The sequence below is a fragment of the Nocardia sp. NBC_00403 genome (assembly GCF_036046055.1).
In the GTDB taxonomy this organism is placed as follows: Bacteria; Actinomycetota; Actinomycetes; order Mycobacteriales; family Mycobacteriaceae; genus Nocardia.
The window spans coordinates 3,285,138-3,311,207 of record NZ_CP107939.1; the positions used below are offsets into that span (position 1 = coordinate 3,285,138).

The following is a 26,070-nucleotide window of genomic DNA, read 5'->3' on the forward strand; positions in this document are numbered from 1 at the left end:
CTCGAGCTTGGCTCGAGTTCGGAAGGATTGCGGAAACTTAGATGGCCGACGACAACAAGCACCTTGACTACCTGAAGCGACTGACGGTCGAGCTGCGCCAAACCCGCAGGCGGCTGCGGGAAGTCGAGGATCAGAAATTCGAGCCCATCGCGGTTGTGGGTGTGGCGTGTCGTTACCCGGGTGGGGTGGCCTCTCCGGAGGATCTGTGGAATCTGGTGTCCGACGGCGTCGACGCGGTCGGTGAGTTCCCTGCCGACCGCGGTTGGGATGTGGACGGGCTCTACGACCCGGACCCGCAGGCGCGCGGGAAGTCGTACACGCGCTCGGGCGGGTTCCTCTACGACGCAGCGGAATTCGACGCGGAGTTCTTCGGGATCAGCCCGCGCGAGGCACTGGCGATGGACCCGCAGCAGCGGATCCTGTTGGAAACATCCTGGGAAGCCCTGGAACGAGCCGGTATCGACCCGTCGACGTTGCGGGGATCCGATACCGGTGTCTTCGCCGGTGCGGCGAACGGGGAGTACGCCGATCTGCTGCACGCGGGTCCGGTGGACCTGCGGGGCTACTTGCTGACCGGTACGACCGGCAGCGTGGTGTCGGGCCGGGTGGCGTACGCGCTGGGACTGGAGGGCCCGGCGGTGTCGGTGGACACCGCGTGCTCGTCGTCGCTGGTGGCGGTGCATCTGGCGGCCCAGTCGCTGCGCTCGGGGGAGTGCGCGATGGCGTTGGCCGGCGGCGTGACGGTCATGGGCTCGCCGGGGATGTTCGTGGAGTTCTCCCGGCAGCGGGGGCTGGCGGCCGATGGCCGGTGCAAGTCGTTCGCGGCGTCGGCGGACGGCACGGGCTGGTCCGAAGGCGCGGGCATGCTGGTGCTGGAGCGGCTGTCCGACGCGCAGCGACACGGGCATCGAGTGTGGGCGGTGATCCGCGGAACGGCGATCAATCAGGACGGCGCGTCCAACGGCTTGACCGTGCCGAACGGCCCCTCGCAGCAGCGGGTGATCCGCGCCGCGCTGGCCAACGGGCGGCTCTCGACCGACGACGTGGATGTGGTGGAGGCGCACGGCACCGGCACGGTGCTGGGGGATCCGATCGAAGCACACGCCCTGCTCGCCACCTACGGACAGGACCGTGATCCGCAGCGGCCACTGTGGCTCGGGTCGCTGAAATCCAATATCGGTCACTCGGTGGCCGCGGCGGGCGTCGGCGGCATGATCAAGATGATCATGGCGATGCGGCACGGGGTGATGCCGCCGACCCTGCATGTCGACGAGCCCACCCCGCGGGTGGACTGGTCCACCGGCGCGATCGAACTGCTGACCCGGAAGCGGGATTGGCCCGAGGAAGCGGACCGGCCCCGCCGGGCCGCGGTGTCCTCCTTCGGCATCAGCGGCACCAACGCGCACGTCATCCTCGAACACGTATCCGTCGGCGAAGCGGCCGAATCCGAGCCGGGCACCAACCCCGGCAGCTCGGGAAGCACTGTCGCGGTTGCGGTTCCGTGGGTGGTGTCGGCGAAGTCGGAGGCCTCGCTACGGGCGCAGGCCGCGCGGTTGCACGAGTTCGTGGCCGCCGATCCCGCGGTGTCGGTGTCCGAGGTGGCGCATTCGCTGATCTCGACTCGCACGCTGTTCGCGCATCGGGCCGTGGTCGTGGGGGACGACCGGGCCGAGCTGCTGCGCCGACTGGCCACGGTGGCGGCCGGCGACCCGGGTCCCGATGTCGCCGTCGGTTCCGGCGCGGCGTCGCGGGTCGGTGTGATGTTCGCCGGGCAGGGCTCCCAGCGGGCGGGCATGGGGCAGCGGCTCTATGGCCGGTTCCCGGTGTTCGCCGAGGCCTTCGACCAGGTCTGCGCGCAGCTGGATCCGCTGCTCGGGCTCTGCTTGCGCGACGCGATCAGCTCCGGAACCGAATTGGAGCAGACCCGGTTGACCCAGCCGGCGCTGTTCGCGGTCGAGGTGGCGCTGTATCGCCTGCTCGAATCATGGGGTGTCACCGCGGATGTGGTGTTCGGGCATTCGATCGGTGAGATCGCCGCCGCGCATGTGGCCGGCGTGCTGAGCCTTGCCGATGCGTGCACGTTGGTCGCGGCGCGGGGCCGGTTGATGCAGGAATTGCCCACCGGCGGAGCGATGCTCGCGGTGCGGGCCGGTGAGCAGGAGGTCACCGCACTGCTGGACGGTGTCGACGGGGTGGACGTGGCCGCGGTCAACGGCCCTGCGGCAGTGGTGATCTCCGGTCGTGCGGAGGTCGTGGATGTTCTCGCCGAGCAGCTGCGCGAGCGCGGGCGACGCGTCAAACGGTTGCGGGTCAGCCATGCCTTCCATTCCTCATTGATGGAACCGATGCTGGCGCGGTTCGCCGAGGTGGTCGCGACACTGCGCTTCGATCCGCCTCGGATTCCGGTGATCTCGACCGTCACCGGCGCGGTGGCGGATCCCGGCCTGTGGTGCTCGCCGCAGTACTGGGTCGACCAGGTGCGGCGGCCGGTGCGGTTCGCCGACGCCGCGGCCGCGGCCTGGGCCGATGGTGTGGACACCTTCGTGGAAGTGGGTCCCGACTCGGTGCTGTCGGCGATGACCGCCGAATGCCTGCCCGAGGCGGCGACCGCGGTGGCGGTGCTGCATCCCGAGCGTGACGAACCCGCCGAGATCCTCGCCGCGGTCGCGCGGTTGTTCGTGCGGGCGGTGCCGGTGCGCTGGAACACGGTGCTCGCGGACCCGAACCCGGCACCGGTGGAACTGCCCACCTATGCCTTCGACCGCCGCCGCTTCTGGCTCGAACCCGCGCTCGGTGCCGCCGGTGTCGAATCGGTGGGTCTGGGCGCGATGGGGCATCCGCTGCTTGGTGCGGTCGTGTCGGAAGCGAAGTCCGGCGACGTGCTGCTGACCGGGCGGTTGTCGGTGGCGACGCAGCCGTGGCTGGCCGACCACGCGGTCGCCGGGCTGGTCCTGCTGCCGGGGACCGGCTTCGTCGAGCTGGCCTTGCGCGCCGGTGCCGAAGCCGGATACCCGGTGATCGACGACCTGACGCTGCAGGCGCCGCTGGTGGTGCCCGCCTCGGGCGGTGTGCGGATCCAGGTTGTCGTCGGCGGTCCCGGACCGGAGTTCGCGCAGCGGCCGATCTCGATCTACTCGCGCAGTGAGCACGACCCGGACGGTCAGTGGGTCCTGAACGCGCGGGGGCAGCTGACCACCCTGGACGACACGGCCGCGCCCGCATCGGAGACCTGGCCGCCGGCCGCGGCGACCGATCTCGATGTCGCGTCCGCGTACACGGCCCTGTCGGAACGGGGCTACGAGTACGGTCCGGCCTTCCAGAGTGTGCGGGCGTTGTGGCGACGTGGCGCCGAGGTATTCGCCGAGATCGCCATCGACACCGATAGTGGTGCGCGCGCCGAAGGGTTCGGGATTCATCCGGCACTGCTGGACGGGGCACTCCAGGCGGGACTGCTGGCCGGCATCCTCGATAATGCTGCGGGACAGCAGGATTCACCGTTCACGGTGGCGGCCGGGCACGTCGTGCTGCCCTTCTCGTGGGAGTCGGTCGCGCTGCACGCGGCCGAGGCATCGGTGCTGCGCGTTCGGTTGACCACCACCGGATCGTCGGTGTCACTGTGGGTGGCGGACGAGCAGGGGCAGCCGGTGTTGTCCGGATCGGTGACCCCCCGGCCCATGCGACTGGAGCAGCTCGCGGCCGGTGCGGGCGGCGCGGCCGATCCGGTGCTGGAAGTGGTGTGGTCGCCGGTCGAATCGGATTCGCCCGCAGTGGATTCGGGTTCGGTCCGGTGGGACCGGCTGGATCCGGCGGCGGCGGTGCCGCCGGTCGTGGTGGTCGAGACCGGGTCCGGATGGAGCGAAGCCTCCGGCACCGACGTGGTGACCGCTACCCATGCCGAGGTCGCACGCGTCCTCGAGGTGCTACAGGCGTGGCTGTCCGAGGACCGGTTCGCCGCGAGCACACTGCTGGTCGCCACCCGCGGTGCGGTCGCAGTGGCCGACGAGGACCTCACCGATCTCGCCGGTGCCGCGGTGTGGGGCTTGGTGCGGACCGCGCAGACCGAGGATCCGGGACGAATCATCTTGGTGGACACCGACACCGGCGTCGACCAGTCCGTCGCGGCCACTGTCGTGGCCGTGGGCGAACCCCAGGTAGTCCTCCGTGACGGCATCACCCATACCGCACGGCTCTCCCGGGCTGCGCCCGTCGCGTCTGCATCGGCCGCCGCCGACGCCTTCGGTGCGGGAACGGTGCTGATCACCGGTGGCACAGGTGGTTTGGGTGCGGTGGTGGCCCGGCATGTGGTGGCCGAGCACGGCGTACGGTCGTTGATGCTGGTGAGTCGCCGTGGTCCTCGGGTCGAGGGCATCGCGGCGTTGTGCGCCGAGCTGGAGCAATCGGGTGCGCAGGTGCGGGTGGTGGCGTGTGATGTCACCGACGCCGACGCGGTGGCCGGGCTGCTGGCCGACATCCCCACGCAGTGGCCGTTGACCGGTGTGATCCATGCCGCGGGTGTGCTCGACGACGGGGTCATCGCCTCCTTGACCACCCAGCGGGTGGATGCGGTGCTGGCACCGAAGGTGGATGCCGCATGGCATCTGCACCAGGCGACCGCGGACCTGGATCTTGCCGCGTTCGTGGTGTTTTCGTCGATATCGGGCACCGTGGGCGGCCCCGGGCAGGGCAACTACTCGGCCGCGAACGCCTTCCTGGACGGACTGGTGGCCCACCGGCGAGCCCGCGGACTGGCCGGTCAGTCGCTGGCGTGGGGTCCGTGGGCGCGCTCGGGCGGTATGGCCGGGCAGTTGGGTGAGGTCGACCTGGCTCGGATGAGCCGGGCCGGATTCACCGCGATCCCGGACGAGCTGGCGTTGGCCGGTTGGGATGCGGTGCTCGAACGCGGCACGGCGCACGCGGTGATCGCCACGGTCGACACCGCCACGATCCGCGCCCAGGCCGAGGCCGGGCTGCTGCCCCCGCTGCTGCGCGCACTGGCGCCGGCGGTGCGACGGTCCGCGGCGCTCTCGACGGTGGGGTCGAGTCTGCGGCAACGGCTTTCGGGTCTGGACGCCGGTCGACAGCGGCAGGCGGTGCTCGATACCGTCCGAACCCACATCGCGGCCGTTCTCGGCCACGACAGTGCGTCCGCGATCGATCCCGATCGTGCCTTCCAGGACCTGGGTTTCGATTCCCTGGGTGCGGTCGAGTTGCGTAACCGGCTCAAGACCGCCACCGGCCTGTCGCTGGCGGCCGCGGTCGTCTTCGACTACCCCACACCGCTGGCGCTGGCCGCACACCTGACCGACGAGCTCACCGGCACCGGGCACACCGTGGCGGTCACCGCCGCGAAAGCCTTCGACGGCGAACCGATCGCGATCGTCGGCATGGCGTGCCGGTATCCGGGCGGGGTCCGATCGCCCGAGGAGCTGTGGCAGCTGGTCGTGACCGGGACCGACGCGACGTCGGAGTTCCCGGTGAACCGCGGATGGGATACCGAGCGGCTGTACGACCCGACCGGGGAAACACCGCACACCACGTACACGCGTTCGGGCGGATTCCTGCATGCCGCAGGTGAGTTCGATCCGGCGTTCTTCAATATCAGCCCGAACGAGGCCGCGCTGATGGATCCGCAGCAGTTTCTGCTGTTGGAGACCTCGTGGGAGGCGTTCGAGCGGGCCGGCGTCGACCCCGCGCTGCTGCGCGGCAGTGCGACCGGTGTCTTCGCCGGCATGATGTACCACGACTATCCGGTCAACGCGAACGCGGGATCCATTGCGTCCGGCCGGATCTCGTATGTGTTCGGTCTGGAGGGGCCTTCGGTCACGGTGGACACGGCGTGTTCGTCGTCGCTGGTGACAATGCATTTGGCGGCACAGTCGCTGCGGTCGGGTGAGTGCGATCTGGCCTTGGCCGGCGGTGTGACCGTGATGGCGACTCCGGAGACCTTTGTGGAGTTCAGCCGGCAGCGGGGGCTATCGCCGGACGGCCGGTGTAAGTCGTTCTCCGACACGGCCGATGGCGTCGCCTGGTCCGAGGGCGCCGGTGTGCTGGTGCTGGAGCGGTTGTCCGACGCGCGTCGCAACGGTCATGACGTGCTCGCGGTGATCGCCGGTTCGGCGGTCAATCAGGATGGCGCGTCCAATGGTTTGACCGCGCCGAACGGTCCCTCACAGCGGCGAGTCATTCGTCAGGCCTTGGCCAATGCCGGGGTGTCGCCGGTCGATGTCGACGTGGTGGAAGCTCACGGCACCGGTACCACGCTGGGTGATCCGATCGAGGCGCAGGCGCTGCTCGCCACGTATGGCCAGGAGCGTGTTGCGGATCGGCCGTTGTGGTTGGGGTCGTTGAAGTCCAACATCGGCCACGCTCAGGCGGCGGCGGGTGTGGGTGGCGTCATCAAGATGGTCATGGCGATGCGGCACGGACTGTTGCCGCAGACCCTGCATGTGGATCAGCCGTCCACGAAGATTGATTGGTCGGAGGGCCATGTCCGGTTGCTGACCGAACCGATGGCCTGGCCAGAGGTGGATCGGCCGCGTCGTGCGGGTGTCTCCTCGTTCGGAATCAGCGGCACCAACGCACATCTCATTATCGAGCAGGCTCCGGTATCGGCGGTCGAGTCGGTCCCGGAGGTCCGGACCGTCCCGGCGGTGCCGTGGATGCTGTCGACGCGCAGCGGCGAGGCTCTGGCCGCTGCGGCTGCGCGGCTGGCATCGCATGTGGTCGACCATGATCCGATCGATGTCGGTTTCTCGCTGGCGTCGACGCGCAGTGTCTTCGAGCATCGGGCCGTGGTGGTGGCCGATGACCGTGCGGGGCTGCTCGCGGGCGTGCGGGCGCTGGCCGCGGGTGCGCCTGCATCCGGTGTGGTGTCCGGCCGCGTGGTGGCGGGTTCGACGGGTGTGGTGTTCTCGGGTCAGGGTGCGCAGTGGGCCGGTATGGCGGCCGAGTTGTGTGCGGCGTACCCGGTGTTCGCCGAGGCTTTCGACGCGATCGTCGCCGGGTTGGATCCGATGCTGGGACAGTCTGTTTCGCTGAGTGTGGCGTTGGCGGACGGTGAGTTGGTGGATCGGACGGTGTTCGCGCAGGCGGGGTTGTTCGCGTTCGAGGTGGCGTTGTTCCGGCTGCTCGAATCGTGGGGTGTGCGGGCGGATGTGGTGGCCGGGCACTCGATCGGTGAGGTCGCTGCCGCGCATGTAGCCGGGGTGTTGTCGCTGACGGACGCGTGTGTGCTGGTGGCGGCGCGTGGCCGGTTGATGCAGGCGCTGCCTGCTGGTGGCGCGATGGTCGCTGTCGGTGCCTCCGAGGCCGATGTGCGGCCGTTGCTGGTCGATGGGGTGTCGATCGCGGCGGTGAACGGTCCGTCGTCGGTGGTGCTGTCCGGTGTCGAAGCTGGTGTTGTGGCTACCGCTGAGGTTTGTGCCGAGCGTGGTTGGCGGACGCATCGATTGCGGGTTTCGCATGCTTTCCATTCGGCTCTGATGGAGCCGATGCTGGCCGAGTTCGCCACGGCGATCGAAGGTTTGACGTTCGCGCGCCCGAGCATCCCGCTGGTGTCGACGGTGACCGGTGCCGAGGTCGTCGACGAGATGGGTGATCCGTCGTATTGGGTCGGTCAGGTCCGGGACACGGTGCGGTTCGCCGATGCCGTTGCCACGATGGCAGGTTCGGGTGTCTCGCGGTTCGCTGAGGTCGGGCCGGACGCTGTGTTGACCCCGATGGTCGCCCAGACTCTCAGCGATGCCACGGCGGTTTCGATGACCAGACGCGACCAGGCGGACGCGGTGACCGTAACCAGTGCGGTGGCCGGTTTGTTCGTGGCCGGTGCCGAGGTGGACTGGGCCGGCATCTACGACGGTTCCGGAGCGCGGCGAATCGACCTGCCCACCTACGCCTTCCAGCACGAACGGTTCTGGCTCGACGCCAAGCAGATGCTGGCCCAGTCGTGGCTCGGTGCCGAACTGGGCGGCGTCACCGCGGCCGGCCTGGATGCGGCCGCGCATCCGCTGCTGGGTGCCGTTGTGCCGCACCCGGATTCGGGAGCGGTGAGCTTCACCGGCCGGTGGTCGCTGGATTCGGTGGAATGGCTGGCGGACCACAGCGTGCTGGGCACCGTGTTGCTGCCGGGCACCGGATTCGTCGAACTGGCCGGCCACGTCGGTGGCCTGCTGGGCTGCGAGGTGGTCGACGAGCTCGTTCTGCATACTCCGTTGACCCTAACGGCCGAGGGCGATGTCGCCGTGCAGGTGGTGGTGGTCGCCCCAGACGAGGCCGGTCGCCGGCGACTGAGCGTGCACTCGCGGCAGACGGCCGCGGGTCCGTGGGTGCTCCATGCCGAAGGCGTGCTCGTCCCCGGCGAGGGGATGGCCGACTTCGACCTCGTCGCGTGGCCACCGGCCGGCGCGCAACCGCTGGACGTCGAGGGCGCGTACGACGAGCTGCTCGATATCGGATACGGCTACGGCCCCTTCTTCCAGGGGCTGCAGGCCGCGTGGCAGCGCGGTGACGAGGTGTTCGCCGAGGTCGCGCTACCGGATCCGAAGGACGCCAAGGGTTTCGGGATCCACCCCGCGCTGTTCGACGCGGCGCTGCACGCCGCGATCGTCCATGGTCTGCGTGGCGGCGTCGAGGGTTTCCCGGCGCTCCCGTTCAGTTGGAACCGCGTGGTGCTGCATGCGGCCGGCGCTGCCGCGGTGCGGGTGCGGATCGTGCTGCAGGGCGACCGGTTCGCGGTGCAGATGGCCGATGAGCAGGGGCAACCCGTACTGTCGGTGGGCGCGTTGATCTCTCGGCCGGTGTCGGCCGATCGCCTGAGCGCCGATGGGGTATCGGATGCCCTCTTCGGCGTCGAGTGGGTTGCTGCTGCGCCGTCCATGGTGAGCGTCGACCCGGACCGGGTGGCGGTACTCGGCGGGCGCGACGGTGATCTCGCGGCATTGATCGCCGATCTGGACGCGAACCCCGACTCGGTCGTGCCCGACCTCGTGCTGCTCGAGTGCCCCACCCACGAGGGTGCGCCGCCGGCGGCCGCCCGCCGGGTCGCGATGGGCGTGCTCGAGACCGTCCAGCGTTGGCTGGCCGACAGTCGTTTCGCTGGTTCGCGTTTGGTGGTGCTGACCAGGCACGCGGTGGCCATTGCCGATGCGGAGCAGGTGGATCTGGGCCAAGCGCCGGTGTGGGGTGTGCTGCGTGCCGCGCAAGCGGAACATCCGGGCCGATTCCAGCTGCTCGATCTGGACGCCGACAGTGATTCGCTCGCCGCGGCGGCCGCCGTCGCGACCGAGCCGGAGGCCGCGCTGCGGGGTATGAGCGCGTACGTGCCGCGGTTGCGCCGGCACGCGCCCGGCGCGATCGTTCGGCTGTCCGAGCCGGGCACCGTGCTGGTGACCGGTGGTACGGGTGGCCTGGGCGCGGTGATTGCCCGGCATCTGGTGACCGAACACGGTGTGCGCCACGTGCTTCTGACATCGCGGCGTGGCCCGGACGCTCCGGGGGCGGGAGAACTGCGTGCGGAGCTGACCGAGCTCGGCGCCGAGGTCACCGTCGCCGCGTGTGATGTGTCGGATCGGTCTGCGCTGGCGGCGTTGCTGGACGGCATTTCGGTTGAACATCCGCTGGTCGGTGTTGTGCACGCGGCGGGGACCTCGGACAACGGTCTGGTCGAATCGATTACGGCCGAGCGGGTCGATTATGTGTTCGGGCCCAAGGTCGATGCGGCGTGGCATCTGCACGAGCTGACTCGTGATGCCTCGTTGTCGTTGTTCGTCTTGGTGTCCTCGGCAGGCGGATTGGTGCTGGCCGCCGGTCAAGCGAACTACGCTGCGGCGAATGTCTTCCTCGATGCGCTCGCGGCACACCGTCGGAGTCTGGGATTGCCCTCGACCGCTGTGGATTACGGATTGTGGGCGCGATCGTCGGGGCTCGGTGTCGAGCTGTCCGAAGATGACTTCGATCGGATGCGCCGCCTGGGCTTCCCCCCGCTGACCGAGGCAGACGGTCTGGCGCTGTTCGATTCCGCGATCGCGACCGATACCGCGCAGCTGGTGGCGCTGCGGGTCGATCCGGCGGTGCTCCGGACGCGCGGCGAGCAGATCCCCGCTCTGGTCCGCTCGTTGGTACCGGCCCCGGTCCGCCGGCAGACCAGGACCGCTGCGGGCCAGGCCGTTGCGCTCGAGCTGGCCGGCTTGTCGGAGGTGGATCGTGCGCGCGCTCTGCTCGATCTTGTCCGATCGGTGGCTGCCGCGACTCTCGGGCATGCGTCGGTGGATGCTGTTGAGTCGCAACAGGCTTTTCAGCAGCTCGGGTTCGATTCGTTGAGTGCGGTCGAGTTCCGCAACAAGTTGAATGCTGTGACTGGTCTGCAACTGCCGGCGACGCTGGTCTTCGATTACCCGAACGCGCGGGTGGTCGCCGAGTTCATCGATTCCCAGCTCACCGGCACCGCGGCGGTCGAAAAGCCCGTGATCAGCCGGGTCCGCACCGGCGACGACCCGATCGCGGTGGTGGCGATGAGCTGCCGCTACCCCGGTGGCGTCGCCTCGCCCGAAGACCTGTGGGACCTGGTCACTTCCGGCACCGACACCACCGGCGAGATGCCGTCGGATCGTGGCTGGGATATCGAGGGCATCTACGATCCGGAACCCGGCAGGGCGGGCAAGACCTATACCCGTCAGGGTGGATTCCTGTACTCCGCGGCCGATTTCGATGCGGATTTCTTCGGGATCAGTCCCAATGAAGCCACGATGATGGATCCGCAGCAGCGGTTGCTGCTGGAGATCTCGTGGGAGGCGCTGGAGCGTGCTGGTGTGGATCCGGCGGTGCTGCGCGGTAGTTCGACCGGTGTCTTCACCGGCGTGATGTACCACGACTACGCCCAGCGCACGGGTACCGGCAGCGGCGCCGCGGGCAGCTTGGTTTCGGGCCGGGTGTCCTATGCGTTCGGTCTGGAAGGACCGTCGGTCACCGTGGACACCGCGTGCTCGTCCTCGCTGGTCGCCCTGCATCTTGCCGCGCAGTCGCTGCGGTCCGGTGAGTGCGATCTGGCACTGGCCGGTGGCGTGGCGGTGATGGGGACCCCGGACATGTTCCTCGAGTTCGGCCGGCAGCGGGGCTTGTCGCCGGACGGTCGGTGTAAGTCGTTCTCCGACACGGCCGATGGCGTCGGGTGGTCCGAGGGCGCCGGTGTGCTGGTGCTGGAGCGGTTGTCCGACGCGCGTCGCAACGGTCATGACGTGCTTGCGGTGATCGCTGGTACGGCGGTCAATCAGGATGGCGCGTCGAATGGTTTCTCCGCCCCGAATGGTCCGTCGCAGCAGCGGGTGATCCGGCAGGCGTTGGCCAATGCCGGGGTCTCGCCGGACGAGGTGGACGTGGTGGAAGCTCACGGCACCGGTACGACCTTGGGTGATCCGATCGAGGCGCAGGCGCTGCTTGCCACCTACGGCCAGCAGCGTGCTGCGGATCGGCCTTTGTGGTTGGGGTCGTTGAAGTCGAATATCGGTCATGCTCAGGCGGCAGCTGGTGTCGGCGGTGTGATCAAGATGGTCATGGCGATCCGCCACGGCCTGCTGCCGCGGACGCTGCACGTTGATCGGCCCAGCACCAAGGTGGATTGGTCCGAGGGGCATGTCCGGTTGTTGACCGAGTCGGTGGCGTGGCCGGAGGTGGATCGGCCGCGTCGTGCGGGTGTGTCCTCGTTCGGCATCAGTGGCACGAATGCCCACCTCATCGTGGAGCAGGCCCCGGTGACCGCGCCGGTGGTGGTCCAGGCTCCGGAGCCGTCCTCGGTACCGGCCGCGCGGCCGTGGGTGATCTCGGCCCGTAGCGCCGAGGCCCTCGCCGCTCAGGCTGCCCGCCTGGCATCGCATGTGGGCGACCACGATCCGGTCGACGTCGGTTTCTCCCTGGCATCCACCCGTGCGGTGTTCGAGCACCGTGCCGTTGTCGTGGCCGATGACCGTGACGGTCTGCTCGCGGGCGCCCGGGCGCTGGGCGCTGGTACGCAGGCACCCGGTGTGGTGTCCGGTCGTGCCGCGGCGGGGTCGACAGGTTTCGTCTTCTCCGGTCAGGGTGCGCAGTGGGCCGGCATGGCCGCCGGGCTGCGGACCGCCTATCCGGTGTTCGCCGAACACTTCGATGCGATCGTCACCGAGCTGGATCCGCTGCTGGGGCAGGTGGTTTCGCTGGGCACCGCGTTGGCGGACGGTGAACTGGTCGATCGGACGGTCTTCGCGCAGGCGGGTCTGTTCGCGTTCGAGGTGGCGTTGTTCCGGCTGCTCGAATCGTGGGGAGTCCGGGCCGGTGTCGCAGCCGGCCATTCGATCGGTGAGATCGCTGCCGCGCATGTGGCCGGAGTGTTGTCCCTGGCGGATGCCTGTGTGCTGGTGGCCGCGCGTGGCCGGTTGATGCAGGCGCTGCCCGCCGGTGGCGCGATGGTCGCCGTGGGCGCCTCCGAGCTCGATGTGCTGCCGCTGCTGGTGGCCGGTGCGGTGTCGATCGCGGCGGTCAACGGCCCGTCGTCGGTCGTGCTGTCCGGTGTCGAAGCCGATGTCCTCGCCGTCGCTGAACAGTGCGCCGAACAGGGATGGCGCACACACCGATTGCGGGTCTCGCACGCTTTCCACTCGGCCTTGATGGAGCCCATGCTGGCCGAATTCGCCTCGGCGATCAAGGGTTTGACCTTCGGTCGACCCAGTATCCCGTTGGTGTCGACGGTGACCGGGGCCCGGATCACCGATGAGATGTCGGATCGGGAGTATTGGGTCGGCCAGGTCCGCGACACTGTGCGGTTCGCCGACGCGGTCGCCACGATGGCTGGTTCCGGTGTGTCCAGGTTCGCCGAGATCGGCCCCGACGCAGTGCTGACCCCGATGATCGCGCAAACCCTTGATACCGGGGATGGCGCGGCCGCAACCGTGGCCGCGCTGTCGCGCCGGGACCAGGCCGATGTGTCCGCGGTGCCGACCGGCCTGGCCTGGTTGTTCGTCGCGGGCGCCGACCTCGACTGGGCGGGTCTGTACGCCGGTACCGGAGCGCGCCGAATCGACCTGCCCACCTACGCTTTCCAGCGTCGGCGGTACTGGATGTCCGAGGGGTCGGTCGGGCGCGGCGATGCCCGGGCAATGGGTCTGGTGGCGACCGCCCATCCGTTGGTTTCGGTGGTGGTATCGCAGCCGGACTCCCAGGCGATGATCCTGACCGGTCGCCTGTCGGTGCACACGCATCCGTGGTTGGCCGATCATCTGGTGCTGGGGACCGTATTGTTCCCCGGCACCGGATTCGTCGAGCTGGCCCTGTACGCGGGAGAGCGGGTCGGCTGCTCGACGCTGGACGATCTGGTGTTGCAGGCCCCGCTGGTGTTGCCGGAGTCCGAGGGGGCCGCGGTGCGCATCGTGGTCGATCCCGCGGACGAGTCCGGCCGGCGCGGGGTGCGGATCTTCTCGAGCCCGGACGGGGACGCCGATGCGTCGTCGTCGTGGCTGCTGAATGCCGAAGGCGCGCTTGCCCCGAGCGCGGCCGTGCCGGCCGTGGATCTCGCGGCGTGGCCTCCGGCCGGCGCGCAGGTTTTGAACGTCGATGGTGTCTACGACGAGCTGCTCGATGCCGGGTACGGGTATGGCCCTGTCTTCCAGGGCTTGCGGGCGGCGTGGCAGCGCGGTGAGGAGGTATTCGCCGAGGTTGCCCTCCCGGACCCGCAGGACGGCCAGGGTTTCGGGCTGCATCCGGCGCTGCTCGATGCCGCGCTGCATGCGCTGCGGCCGGCCGGGCACCTGCGCGCCGAGGGCACCGGCCCGGAGTTGCCGTTCGAGTGGTCGGGTGTCACGGTGCACGCGGCGGGGGCCGGCGCGCTGCGGGTGCGGTTGACTCGGGTTGGTGACCGTGCCGTGGCCGTGGATCTGGCGGATTCGACCGGTGCCGCGGTGGCGACGGTGCGGCAGCTGGTGTCCCGGCCGATCGATCCCGTGCAGCTCAGCACCGGTGCGTCCGTTGCGCGCAGCGCCGTATTCCAGGTCGAGTGGACACCGATCTCGGTGTCCGGCATCGGAATCGATGCGGTGTCGTGGGCGGATCTGGGTGACGAGGTGCCCGCCGCGGTGGTGCTGGACTGCCCGGCGGGTAATGAGCCGGACACGGTTCGGGCCGCGACTCACGGTGTGCTGCGGGTGCTGCAGTCGTGGCTTGCCGATGAGCGGTTCGGCGAGTCGGCGTTGGTGGTCCGGACCAGCGGTGCGGTATCGGTTGCCGGGGAGGATATTACGAATCTGGCCGGTGCTGCCGCGGCCGGTCTGGTCCGTACGGCCCAGGCGGAGAGTCGTGGCCGGATCATATTGGTGGACAGCGATTCCGACATCGACGGTCTACTGGGCGGAATTCTGGCTGTCGAGGAACCGCAGGTGGCGGTGCGTGGCGGGCAGGTCTTCGGTGCGCGACTGGTCCGGGCGACCCCCGCATCGGCGGCCACCGGCTCGCCCTTCGCCCCGGACGACACGGTCCTGATCACCGGTGCCAGCGGCTATCTCGGTGGCTTGTTCGCCCGGCATCTGGTGGCCACGCGCGGTGTTCGCCGACTGCTGTTGCTGAGCCGGCGCGGTGAATCCGCCCCCGGCGTAACCGAACTGCGGGACCAGCTGCAGCAGCTCGGTGCCGAGGTCGAGTTCGCCGCGTGCGACGTCGCCGACCGTGATGCGCTGGCCGCGGTGCTGGCCGCTATCCCCGCGGACCGTCCGCTCGCCGGTGTGTTCCATACGGCTGGTGTGCTCGATGACGGTGCGATCGCCGCGCTCACCCCGGACCGGATGGACGCGGTCTTGCGGCCGAAGGTCGATGCCGCCCTGCATCTGGACGAGCTGACCGCCGAGCTGCCGTTGCGGGCGTTCGTGCTGTTCAGTTCGGCGGCCGGCACCTTCGGCAATCCAGGGCAGGGCAACTATGCCGCGGCCAACGCCTGTTTGGATGCGGTGGCGTTGCACCGCAAGGCATCCGGGCGTAACGGGCAGTCGCTCGCGTGGGGTCTATGGGGCGCGGACGGGGGTATGGGCGCGGAGCTCGGCGACACCGAGCGGCGCCGGATGTCTCGGTCGGGCATGCAGCCGCTGACAGAAGAACAGGGCCTGGCGCTGTTCGACGCTGCTTCCGGAATCGACGCGGCCGCTCCCGTGCTGGCCCGTCTCGATCTGGACGGCATCCGCACCGCGGGGTCTGCCATGGCCCTGCTGTCCGGCCTGCTTCCCGCTCGCCGTCGGACGGCTTCGAGCGGCGCTACGGCGCTGCGTTCTCGTTTGGCCGCTACTCCCGACAGCGAGCGCCTGGGTGTGCTCGTGGAAACCGTTCGCGGTGAGGTCGCGGCGATTCTGGGCCATCGGAACGCGAATGCGATTGCACCCGACAGGGCATTCAGCGATCTGGGCTTCGATTCGATCTCCGCGGTCGAGTTCCGCAATGCCCTCGCGACCGTGACGGGTCTGCGGTTGCCGGCGAGTTTGGTGTTCGACTATCCGTCACCCCAGGCGCTGGCCGAATACCTGGCCGGCGAGTTCGCCGACCACCAGGGCTCGGCAACAGCTGTTCGCGCCGCGCAGCAGACCCGCGACCGTCAGCTCGACGAACCCATTGCGATCGTGAGTATGGCGTGCCGGTATCCGGGTGGGGTCGGTTCGCCCGAGGAGCTGTGGAATCTGGTTGCGACGGGGACGGATGCGGCATCGCAGTTCCCCGTGAATCGTGGTTGGGATGTCGATCGTCTCTACGATGCGGCCGGGGAGAAGCCGAACAGCACCTACACCCGTGAGGGTGGATTCCTCCATGCCGCAGGTGAATTCGATCCGGCGTTCTTCAATATCAGCCCGAATGAGGCCGCGCTGATGGATCCGCAGCAGTTCCTGCTGTTGGAGACCTCATGGGAGGCGTTCGAGCGGGCCGGTGTCGACCCCGGCGCGTTGAAGGGCAGCCGGACCGGTGTGTGGGTCGGCATGATGTATCACGACTATCCGGGCAACGCGAACGCGGGATCTATTGCCTCGGGCCGGGTTTCGTACGTCTTTGGGCTGGAGGGACCGTCCGTCACCGTGGATACGGCGTGTTCGTCGTCGCTGGTGGCCATGCATTCGGCTGCGGCTGCGCTGCGGTCGGGCGAATGTGATCTGGCGTTGGCCGGTGGTGTCACCGTCATGGCCACCCCGGAGACGTTCGTGGAATTCAGCCGGCAGCGTGGGCTGTCGGCGGACGGCCGGTGTAAGTCGTTCTCCGACACCGCCGATGGTGTCGGCTGGTCGGAAGGTGTCGGCATCCTGGTGCTGGAGCGGTTGTCCGACGCCCAGCGCAATGGTCATCGGGTGCTTGCGGTGATGACCGGTTCGGCGGTGAATCAGGACGGTGCGTCGAATGGTTTGACCGCGCCGAACGGTCCCTCGCAGCGGCGGGTGATCGGGCAGGCGCTGGCCAATGCCGGGATTGCGCCGACCGAGGTGGATGTGGTGGAAGCCCATGGCACCGGCACCACGTTGGGTGATCCGATCGAGGCCCAAGCCCTTTTGGCTACGTACGGGCAGGGTCGGGATGCGGATCGGCCGTTGTGGTTGGGGTCGTTGAAGTCCAACATCGGCCACGCTCAGGCCGCGGCGGGTGTCGGTGGTGTGATCAAGATGGTCATGGCGATGCGGCATGGGGTGTTGCCGAAGACACTGCATGTCGATGCGCCCAGTTCCAAGGTGGATTGGTCCGAGGGGCATGTGCGTTTGCTGACCGAGGCGGTGGCGTGGCCGGCAGCAGCTCGGCCGCGTCGTGCGGGTGTGTCGTCGTTCGGTATCAGCGGCACGAACGCGCACATCATCATCGAACAGGCCCCGGCTGTGGAACCGGAGCCGGTGGTGGCCGTTCCGGCCGGCGGATTGCTGCCGTGGGCGGTCTCTGCACGCGGCGGGCAGGCTCTTGCCGGTCAGGCCGAGCGGCTGGCCTCTCATGTCACCGATCACGACCTGGATCCGGTGGATGTCGGCTTCTCGCTGGCGTCCACGCGTGCGGTGTTGGATCATCGTGCGGTCGTCCTGGCGGAGGACCGTGATGGGCTCCTGGCGGGTATGCGGGCGCTGGGCCGCGCCGAAACCGCTTCCGGTGTGGTGGCCGGCCGGGTGGTGGCGGGTTCGACGGGGTTGGTGTTCTCGGGTCAGGGTGCGCAGTGGGCCGGTATGGCTGCCGAGCTGCGGACTGCGTATCCGGTGTTCGCCGAACACTTCGATGCGATTGTCGCGCAGCTGGATCCGCTGCTGGGGCAGCCGGTTTCGCTCAGCGTGGCGCTGGCGGACGGAGACCTGGTCGACCGGACGGTGTTCGCGCAGGCGGGGTTGTTCGCGTTCGAGGTGGCGTTGTTCCGGCTGCTCGAATCGTGGGGTGTGCGGGCGGATGTGGTGGCCGGGCACTCGATCGGTGAGGTCGCTGCCGCGCATGTAGCCGGGGTGTTGTCGCTGACGGACGCGTGTGTGCTGGTGGCGGCGCGTGGCCGGTTGATGCAGGCGTTGCCTGCTGGTGGCGCGATGGTCGCTGTCGGTGCTTCTGAAGCTGATGTGCGGCCGTTGCTGGTCGATGGGGTGTCGGTCGCGGCGGTGAACGGTCCGTCGTCGGTGGTGCTGTCCGGCGTCGAGGACGCGGTCCAGGCCGTTGTCGACACCTGCGTGGAACGTGGGTGGCGGACGCATCGCCTGCGGGTCTCGCACGCCTTCCATTCGGCGTTGATGGAGCCGATGCTGGCCGAGTTCGCTTCGGTGATCGAGGGTTTGGCGTTCGCGCGCCCGAGCCTGCCGGTGGTGTCGACGGTGACCGGTGCGCGCATCACGGATGAGATGACCGTTCCGTCCTATTGGGTCGGTCAGGTCCTCGACACCGTCCGGTTCGCCGATGCGGTCGTCGCGATGGTCGATCTGGGTGTGTCCCGGTTCGCCGAGGTCGGCCCCGACGCGGTGCTGACCCCGATGATCGCGCAGATCGTCGACTCCGGGCAGCTGCCCGCGCCTGCGGCGATCGTGCCCTTGGCGCGTCGGGGTCGGGCCGATGCGCCCATGGTGTTGGGTGGGATGGCCGCCTTGTTCGTGTCCGGCGCCGACGTGGACTGGTCCGGTCTCCATGCCGGAGGTCAGCGAATCGACCTGCCCACCTACGCCTTCCAGCACGAGCGGTTCTGGCTCGATCCCAGGCAGATGCTGGCGAAGTCGTGGCTGGGAGCCGAACTGGGCGGAGTCGGCTCGGCCGGGCTGGACGCGGTGGAGCATCCGCTGCTGGGTGCGATGGTGTCGCATCCGGAGTCGGGTGAGGTGAGTTTCACCGGCCGGTGGTCGGTGGACTCGATGGAGTGGCTGGCCGACCACAGCGTGCTCGGCACCGTATTGCTGCCGGGCACCGGATTCGTCGAGCTCGCGAGCTACGTCGGCGGCGTCCTGGGCTGCGAGGTGGTCGATGAGCTCGTCCTGCATACCCCGTTGACGATGCCGGCCGAAGGCAGTGTCTCGGTACAGGTCGTGGTGGCCGGCGCCGACGAGGCCGGTCGCCGCCGGCTGACTGTGCATTCGCGGCCGGCCGCCGAGGGGCCGTGGTTGCTGCACGCCGAAGGTGTTCTCGCACCGGGCGAGACGGCGGCCGATTTCGATCTGGCCGTGTGGCCGCCTGCGGGTGCGCAGCCGACTGCCCTCGCGGGCGTCTATGACGAGTTGTTCGACCTCGGGTACGGCTACGGCCCGTTCTTCCAGGGTTTGCGGGCAGCGTGGCGCCGCGGTGACGAGTTGTTCGCCGAGGTCACGCTGCCGGATCCGCAGGACGGCAACGGCTTCGGAGTCCATCCGGCACTGTTCGACGCGGCGCTGCATGTCGGTATCGTGCACGGTCTTCGGGATGGTGTCGGTGATTTCCCGGCCCTGCCGTTCACCTGGAACCGCGTGGTGTTGCACTCCGCCGGCGCCGCCGCGGTGCGCGTCCGAATCGTGGTCGACGGCACCGAGTTCACCGTGCAGCTGGCCGATGACCAGGGGCACCCGGTGCTGTCGGTCGGTGCGCTGGTGTCCCGACCGGTATCGGCCGATCGCCTGGGCGCCGACCATGCCGCGGAATCCCTCTTCCGCGTGGAATGGAGCACTGTTGCCCCGCCTGCGACGCCGGCGGAGCCCGTCCGGCTGGCTGCGCTCGGCTGGGTCCGAAGTTCCGGTGCGGTGCGGGGCTTCGGTGATCTCGCGGAGCTGATCGCCGATCTGGATGCGAACCCGGAGGCGGTCGTCCCCGAGATGGTGCTACTGGAGAGCCCATTCGAGGATGCGGCGCCACCGCAGGCCGCACGCCGGGTGGTGACCCGGCTCTTGGACACCGTCCAGGGCTGGCTGGCCGAAACCCGTTTCGCCGGTTCCCGTTTGGTGGTGTCGACCAGACACGCTGTGGCCGTTGCCGATTCCGAATCGGTGCGGTTGGACCAGGCGCCCGTCTGGGGGCTGGTGCGCGCCGCGCAGGCCGAGCACCCGGGTCGATTCCAGCTCCTGGACCTGGACGGCGACCATGATCCGATCGCGATCGCGACCGCGGCGATGGCTGCGGAACCGGAAGCCGCTCTGCGTGGGCAGGAGGTGCGGGTGCCGCGCTTCGGCCGCCACACACCCGATGTGATCGCTCGCCCGATCGAGCCGGGCACTGTCCTGGTGACCGGTGGCACCGGCGGTCTGGGTGCCGTGATCGCCCGGCATTTGGTGACCGAACACGGTGTGCGCCACCTGCTCCTGACGTCCCGGCGGGGTCTGGGTGCGCCCGGCGCCCCCGAGCTGCGCGATGAGCTCGTCGAGCTCGGCGCGCAGGTCGCGGTAGCCGCCTGCGATGTGTCGGATCGGGCCGCGGTAGCCGCACTGCTGGACGGCATCTCGGCCGAGCATCCGCTGGTGGGCGTCGTGCATGCGGCCGGAATCGCGGACAACGGCGTGATCGAGTCGATGACGCCGGACCGGCTCGGGAATGTCTTCGGGCCCAAGGCCGATGCCGCGTGGCATCTGCACGAGCTCACCCGCGACGCCGCGCTGTCGCTGTTCGTGCTGCTGTCCTCGGCGGGTGGGTTGGTGCTGGCTGCCGGCCAGGCCAACTACGCAGCGGCGAACGTCTTCCTCGACGCTCTCGCGGCGCATCGTCGCGATCTCGGACTACCCTCTACCGCAATTGATTACGGCCTGTGGGCGCGGTCGACCGGCCTCGGTGCCGAGCTGTCCGAGGACGACTTCGATCGGATGCGGAGGCTGGGTTTCCCGCCGTTGACCGAGGCCGAAGGCCTGGCGTTGTTCGATGCGGCGATCGCCGCCGAGACGGCCCAGGTGGTGGCGCTGCGGGTCGACGCGGCCGTGCTGCGTACCCGGGGCGAGCAGATCCCCGCCCTGCTGCGGGCGATCGCACCCGCTCCCGTGCGCCGGGCGACTCGGACCGCGGCTGGGCAGGCGTTCGCGCAGCGGCTGGCCGGGCTCTCCGACACCGATCGTGCCGGCGCACTGCTCGATCTCGTCCGCGCCACTGCCGCAGACACTCTCGGGCACGCCTCCGACGCTGCCGTTGAGCCCCAGCAGGCTTTCCAGCAGCTCGGGTTCGACTCGTTGAGCGCCATCGAGTTCCGCAACAAGCTCAATACCGCGACCGGTCTGCAACTGCCGGCCACGCTGATCTTCGATTACCCCAACCCGCAGCTCGTCGCCGACTTCATCGATTCCCAGTTCACCGGCACGAGCCAGGACATCGAAATCACCACCGGCACAGCCGTCGGCGACGACCGGATCGCCGTGGTGGCGATGGGCTGCCGCTACCCGGGTGGAATCGCGTCGCCGGAGGATCTATGGCGGTTGGTCACCTCCGGTGGGGAGACCACCGGAGAGCTGCCGGACGATCGGGGCTGGGATATCGACGGTATCTACGATCCTGAGCCCGGCAAGGCAGGTAAGACCTACACGCGCCATGGTGGATTCCTTTACTCCGCAGCCGATTTCGACGCGGACTTCTTCGGGATCAGCCCGAACGAGGCGACAGTGATGGATCCGCAGCAGCGGGTGCTGCTGGAGGTTTCCTGGGAGGCGCTGGAACGCGCCGGTGTCGACCCGGCGGTGCTGCGCGGCAGCTCGACCGGCGTGTTCACCGGCGTGATGTACCACGACTACGCCCAGGGCGCCGGCACCGGTAACAACGCCGGCGGCAGCCTGGTCTCCGGTCGCATCGCCTACACGCTGGGCTTGGAAGGTCCTGCGGTGTCGGTGGATACGGCGTGCTCGTCGTCGCTGGTCGCCCTGCATCTGGCCGCGCAGTCGCTGCGGTCGGGCGAGTGCGATCTGGCGTTGGCCGGTGGTGTGGCCGTGATGTCGGCACCGGACATGTTCCTCGAGTTCAGTCGCCAGCGGGGGTTGTCCCCGGACGGTCGCTGTAAGTCCTTCGCGGACGCGGCCGACGGTGTCGCCTGGTCGGAGGGCGCGGGTGTGCTGGTGCTCGAGCGGTTGTCCGACGCCCGGCGCAACGGTCATCGGGTGCTCGCGGTGATCGCGGGTTCGGCGGTGAATCAGGATGGTGCGTCGAACGGTTTCGCCGCGCCGAACGGCCCGTCACAGCGGCGAGTGATCCGCCAGGCTCTCGCGAATGCCGGGGTCTCGCCGGTCGACGTCGATGCGGTGGAAGCTCACGGCACCGGTACGACGCTGGGTGATCCGATCGAGGCGCAGGCGCTGATCGCCACGTACGGCCGAGATCGGGATGTCGCTCGGCCGTTGTGGTTGGGTTCGTTGAAGTCCAACATCGGTCACGCTCAGGCTGCCGCGGGTGTGGGTGGCGTGATCAAGATGGTCATGGCCATGCAGCACGGGCTGCTGCCGCAGACCCTGCACGTGGATCAGCCGTCCACGAAGGTGGATTGGTCCGAGGGGCAGGTCCGGCTGCTGACCGAGCCGGTGTTGTGGCCGGAGGTGGATCGGCCGCGTCGTGCGGCGGTGTCCTCGTTCGGCCTCAGCGGCACCAACGCGCACCTGATCGTCGAACAGGCACCCGCAGTGGACCCGGCTCCGGAGATCAAGACCGCTCCGGCCGGCGGAGTGCTGCCCTGGGTGCTCTCCGCCCGCAGTGCAGAGGCGCTCGCCGATCAGGCCGCCCGCCTGGCAGCGCAGGTGAGCGGCCACGACGACGACCCGATCGATGTCGGCTTCTCACTTATCGATTCGAGAATGCTGTTCGACCACCGGGCCGTGGTGTTCGCGACCGAACGTGACGCGCTGCGGGCCGGAACACAAGCGCTGAGCCGGTCCGAATCCCTTCCGGGTGTGGTGTCCGGCCGGGTGGTGGCGGGTTCGACGGGTCTGGTGTTCTCGGGTCAGGGTGCGCAGTGGGCCGGTATGGCCGCCGAGTTGCGTGCCGTGTACCCGGTGTTCGCCGAGCACTTCGATGCGATTGTCGCGCAGCTGGATCCGCTACTGGGACGGCAGACTTCGCTGGATGTGGCGCTGTCGGACGAGGATTCGGTCGATCAGACCGTGTTCGCGCAGGCGGGGTTGTTCGCGTTCGAGGTGGCGTTGTTCCGGCTGCTCGAATCGTGGGGCGTACGTGCGGATGTCGTGGCCGGGCACTCGATCGGTGAGGTCGCTGCCGCGCATGTGGCCGGGGTGATGTCGCTCGAGGATGCGTGTGTGCTGGTGGCGGCGCGCGGCCGGTTGATGCAGGCGTTGCCTTCCGGTGGGGCGATGGTCGCTGTCGGCGCCGCCGAGGCCGACGTGACGGCGTTGCTGTCCGGCGAGGTCTCGATCGCGGCGGTCAACGGCCCGGCATCGGTGGTGCTCTCCGGCATCGAAGGCGATGTGCTCGCGGTAGTCGAGAAGTGCACCGAGCGTGGTTGGCGGACACACAGATTGCGGGTGTCGCACGCCTTCCATTCGGCCTTGATGGAGCCGATGCTGGCCGAGTTCGCCTCGGCGATAGCTGGTTTGGTGTTCGGTCGCCCGAGCATCCCGCTGGTGTCGACGGTGACCGGTGCCCGGATCACCGATGAGATGACCGATCGGGCGTATTGGGTCGGTCAGGTTCGTGACACCGTCCGGTTTGCCGACGCGGTTGTCGCGATGGCAGGTCTGGGTGTATCCCGGTTCGCCGAGGTCGGACCGGACGCCGTGCTCTTCCCGATGGTCAACCAGATCGTCGAGGAGCTGACGGTGACCGCGGCTGCGACGGTGGTGGCGCTGGCGCGTCGAGGCCAGGCGGACGCGTCCGCCGTGGTGGCCGGGACTGCCGGGTTGTTCGTCACCGGCGCGCACGTCGATTGGGTCCGCCTGTACGCCGGTACCGGAGCTCGGCGCATCGACCTGCCCACCTACGCCTTCCAGCGTCAGCGCTATTGGATGGCCGCCGGGTCCGCCGCCGGTGGTGACGCCAGGTCGATGGGTTTCGCGGCCACCGGGCACCCCCTGGTCTCGGCCGTGGTATCGCAACCGGAGTCCGACGCGATCGCGCTCAGCGGCCGATTGTCGGTGCAGACGCAGCCCTGGCTGGCCGACCATGCCGTCATGGACACCGTGTTGGTCCCCGGCACCGGTCTGGTCGAGCTCGCCCTGCACGCCGGAGAACAGCTCGGCTGCACGGTGCTGGAGGAGCTGGTACTGCGGGCGCCGCTGGTGCTGTCGGATTCGGCAGGGGTCGCCGTGCGGGTCGTGGTCGATGCCGAGGATGCGGCCGGTCGTCGCAGGGTTCGGATCTTCTCCCGCTCCGACGATGGTGTCGATGCGCCGTGGACGTTGAACGCCGAGGGCGGGCTCGCGCCGGAAGGTGGCAGTGCCGCAGTGGATCTGGTGTCCTGGCCGCCCGCGGACGCGGTCGCGGTGGATATCGACGGTGTCTATGACGCCCTCGATGCGCAGGGCTATCACTACGGTCCGGTGTTCCAGGCGCTGCGAGCGGTCTGGCGCGGATCCGACGGGCTCTACGCCGAGGTCGAGTTGCCCGAGACGGCGCGAGCGGACGCGGAACGGTTCGGCATTCATCCCGCGCTGCTGGATGCGGCATTGCACGCCTTGCGTTTTGCCGATGAAACCACGTCGGAGGAAACCGGCCTGGCGTTGCCGTTCGAGTGGTCAGGCGTCACTGTGCACTCGGCGGGGGCCGATGCGTTGCGGGTTCGGCTCACTCGCATCGGTGCAAGCGGAGTCGCGCTGGATCTGGCGGATTCGACCGGTGCTGCCGTGGCGACGGTGCGGCACTTGGCGTCCCGGCCGATCGATCCCGCACAGCTCACCACGGGCACACCCATCACTCGCACTGCCGTCTTCGATGTCCGCTGGACACCGATCACGGTGTCCGAGAACGACGTCGCCGGGGTGGCATGGGCGGATCTCGGTGACGTGGGTGAGCAGGTCCCGCAGGTGGTGGTGCTGGACTGCCCGGCGGGCAATGATCCCGCGTCCGTTCGTGCCGCTACTCATGGTGTGCTGGAGGCACTGCAGTCCTGGATTGCCGAGCCTCGGTTCGGTGAGTCGGTGCTGGTAGTTCGGACCGGCGGCGCGGTATCGGTGGCCGGGGAGGACATTTCGAACTTGGCCGGTGCCGCTGTCGGCGGCCTGGTTCGGGCCGCACAGTCGGAGCATCCTGGTCGGATCGTGCTGATCGACAGCGATTGCGGCATAGACGGTCTGCTGGGCGGGATTCTGGCTGCCGAGGAACCACAGGTGGCCGTCCGCGCCGGGCGGGTACATGTCGCGCGACTCGCCCGGGTCGTCTCCACCGACGCTCCGGCGACCGGTTCCTTCGATTCGGGCGACACGGTTCTGATCACCGGTGCCGGCGGCTTCCTCGGTGGGTTGTTCGCCCGGCATCTGGTGGCCACGGGCGGTGTTCGCCGTCTGTTGTTGCTGAGTCGGCGCGGTGAATCCGGCACGGGTGCAACCGAACTGCGGGACCAGCTGCAGCAGCTCGGCGCCGAGGTCGAGTTCGTCGCGTGTGACGTCGCCGATCGTGCCGCGCTGGCGCAGGTGCTGGCCGGCGTCCCTGCCGACCACCCGCTGACCGGTGTGTTCCATATGGCCGGTGTGCTCGATGACGGTGCGATCGCTTCGCTGACTCCGGCCCGCATGGATGCGGTGTTCGGGCCGAAGGTCGATGCGGCCCTGCACCTGCACGAACTGACCGCCGAGCTGCCGTTGCGGGCGTTCGTCGTGTTCAGTTCGGCGGCCGGTGCATTCGGTAATGCCGGCCAGGGCAACTACGCCGCGGCCAACGCTTGCCTGGACGCGCTGGCGGCGCACCGTAGGGCAGCCGGGATCCCCGGCACCTCGCTGGCCTGGGGTCTGTGGAGTATGGACGGCGGTATGGCGGCGGAGCTCGGTGACACCGAGCGGCGCCGGATGTCCCGATCGGGCATGCTGCCGCTGTCGCAGGAGCAGGGTCTGGCGCTGTTCGATGCGGCGACCGGGCTGGACACGGCGGCCCCCGTCCTCGCCCGCTTGGATCTCGATGCCATGCGTGGCGCGGGACCCGCAGTGCCCGTACTGCTTTCCGGGCTGGTCCCGCAGCGCCGGAAGGCAGCCTCGGGTGCGTCGGCGGCGCTGCGGGCACGGTTGGCGAGCACTACCGACAGAGAGCGCCTCGACGTGCTGCTGGAGATCGTGCGTGGTCAGGTCGCGGCGATTCTGGGTCATCGGAATGCGAATGTGATTGCACCCGACCGGCCCTTCAGCGAGCTGGGCTTCGATTCGATCTCCGCTGTCGAATTCCGTAATGCCCTCGCGACCGCGACAGGTTTGCGGTTGCCGGCGACCGCGGTGTTCGACTATCCGTCACCGCAGGCGCTGGCCGAATATCTGGCCGGCCAGTTCGGCGGCCATCGGGACTCGGAGCCGGCAACGGAGCTGTCGGAGAACAGCATTCGTAACGCCCTCCAGACGATCCCGCTCGCCCGTCTGCGCGACGCGGGCCTGCTGGACGCCCTCATGAAGCTCACGAACGGGCCCGACAGCCAGGACGACACTGATCAGACCGTCACGGATGAGTCGATCGACGACCTCGATATCGACGGCTTGATCGACCTGGCCTACAACAACTCCTCCGAGGACTGAA

The 26,070-nt window shown here is 69.0% G+C and carries 1 protein-coding gene; it reads left to right on the forward strand.

The annotated features are described in order from the left end of the window. The first annotated feature begins 41 nt into the window (after positions 1-41). Positions 42-26,069 (forward strand): SDR family NAD(P)-dependent oxidoreductase, encoded by a 26,028-nt coding sequence (locus OHQ90_RS14430; protein ID WP_328410835.1) that lies wholly within the window; start codon positions 42-44, stop codon positions 26,067-26,069. Position 26,070 lies beyond the last annotated feature (1 nt).

What these genes read in the sequence shown, in the direction of transcription:
- OHQ90_RS14430 (WP_328410835.1), top strand. Translation starts at nt 42, where the DNA reads ATGGCCGACGACAACAAGCACCTTGACTACCTGAAGCGACTGACGGTC.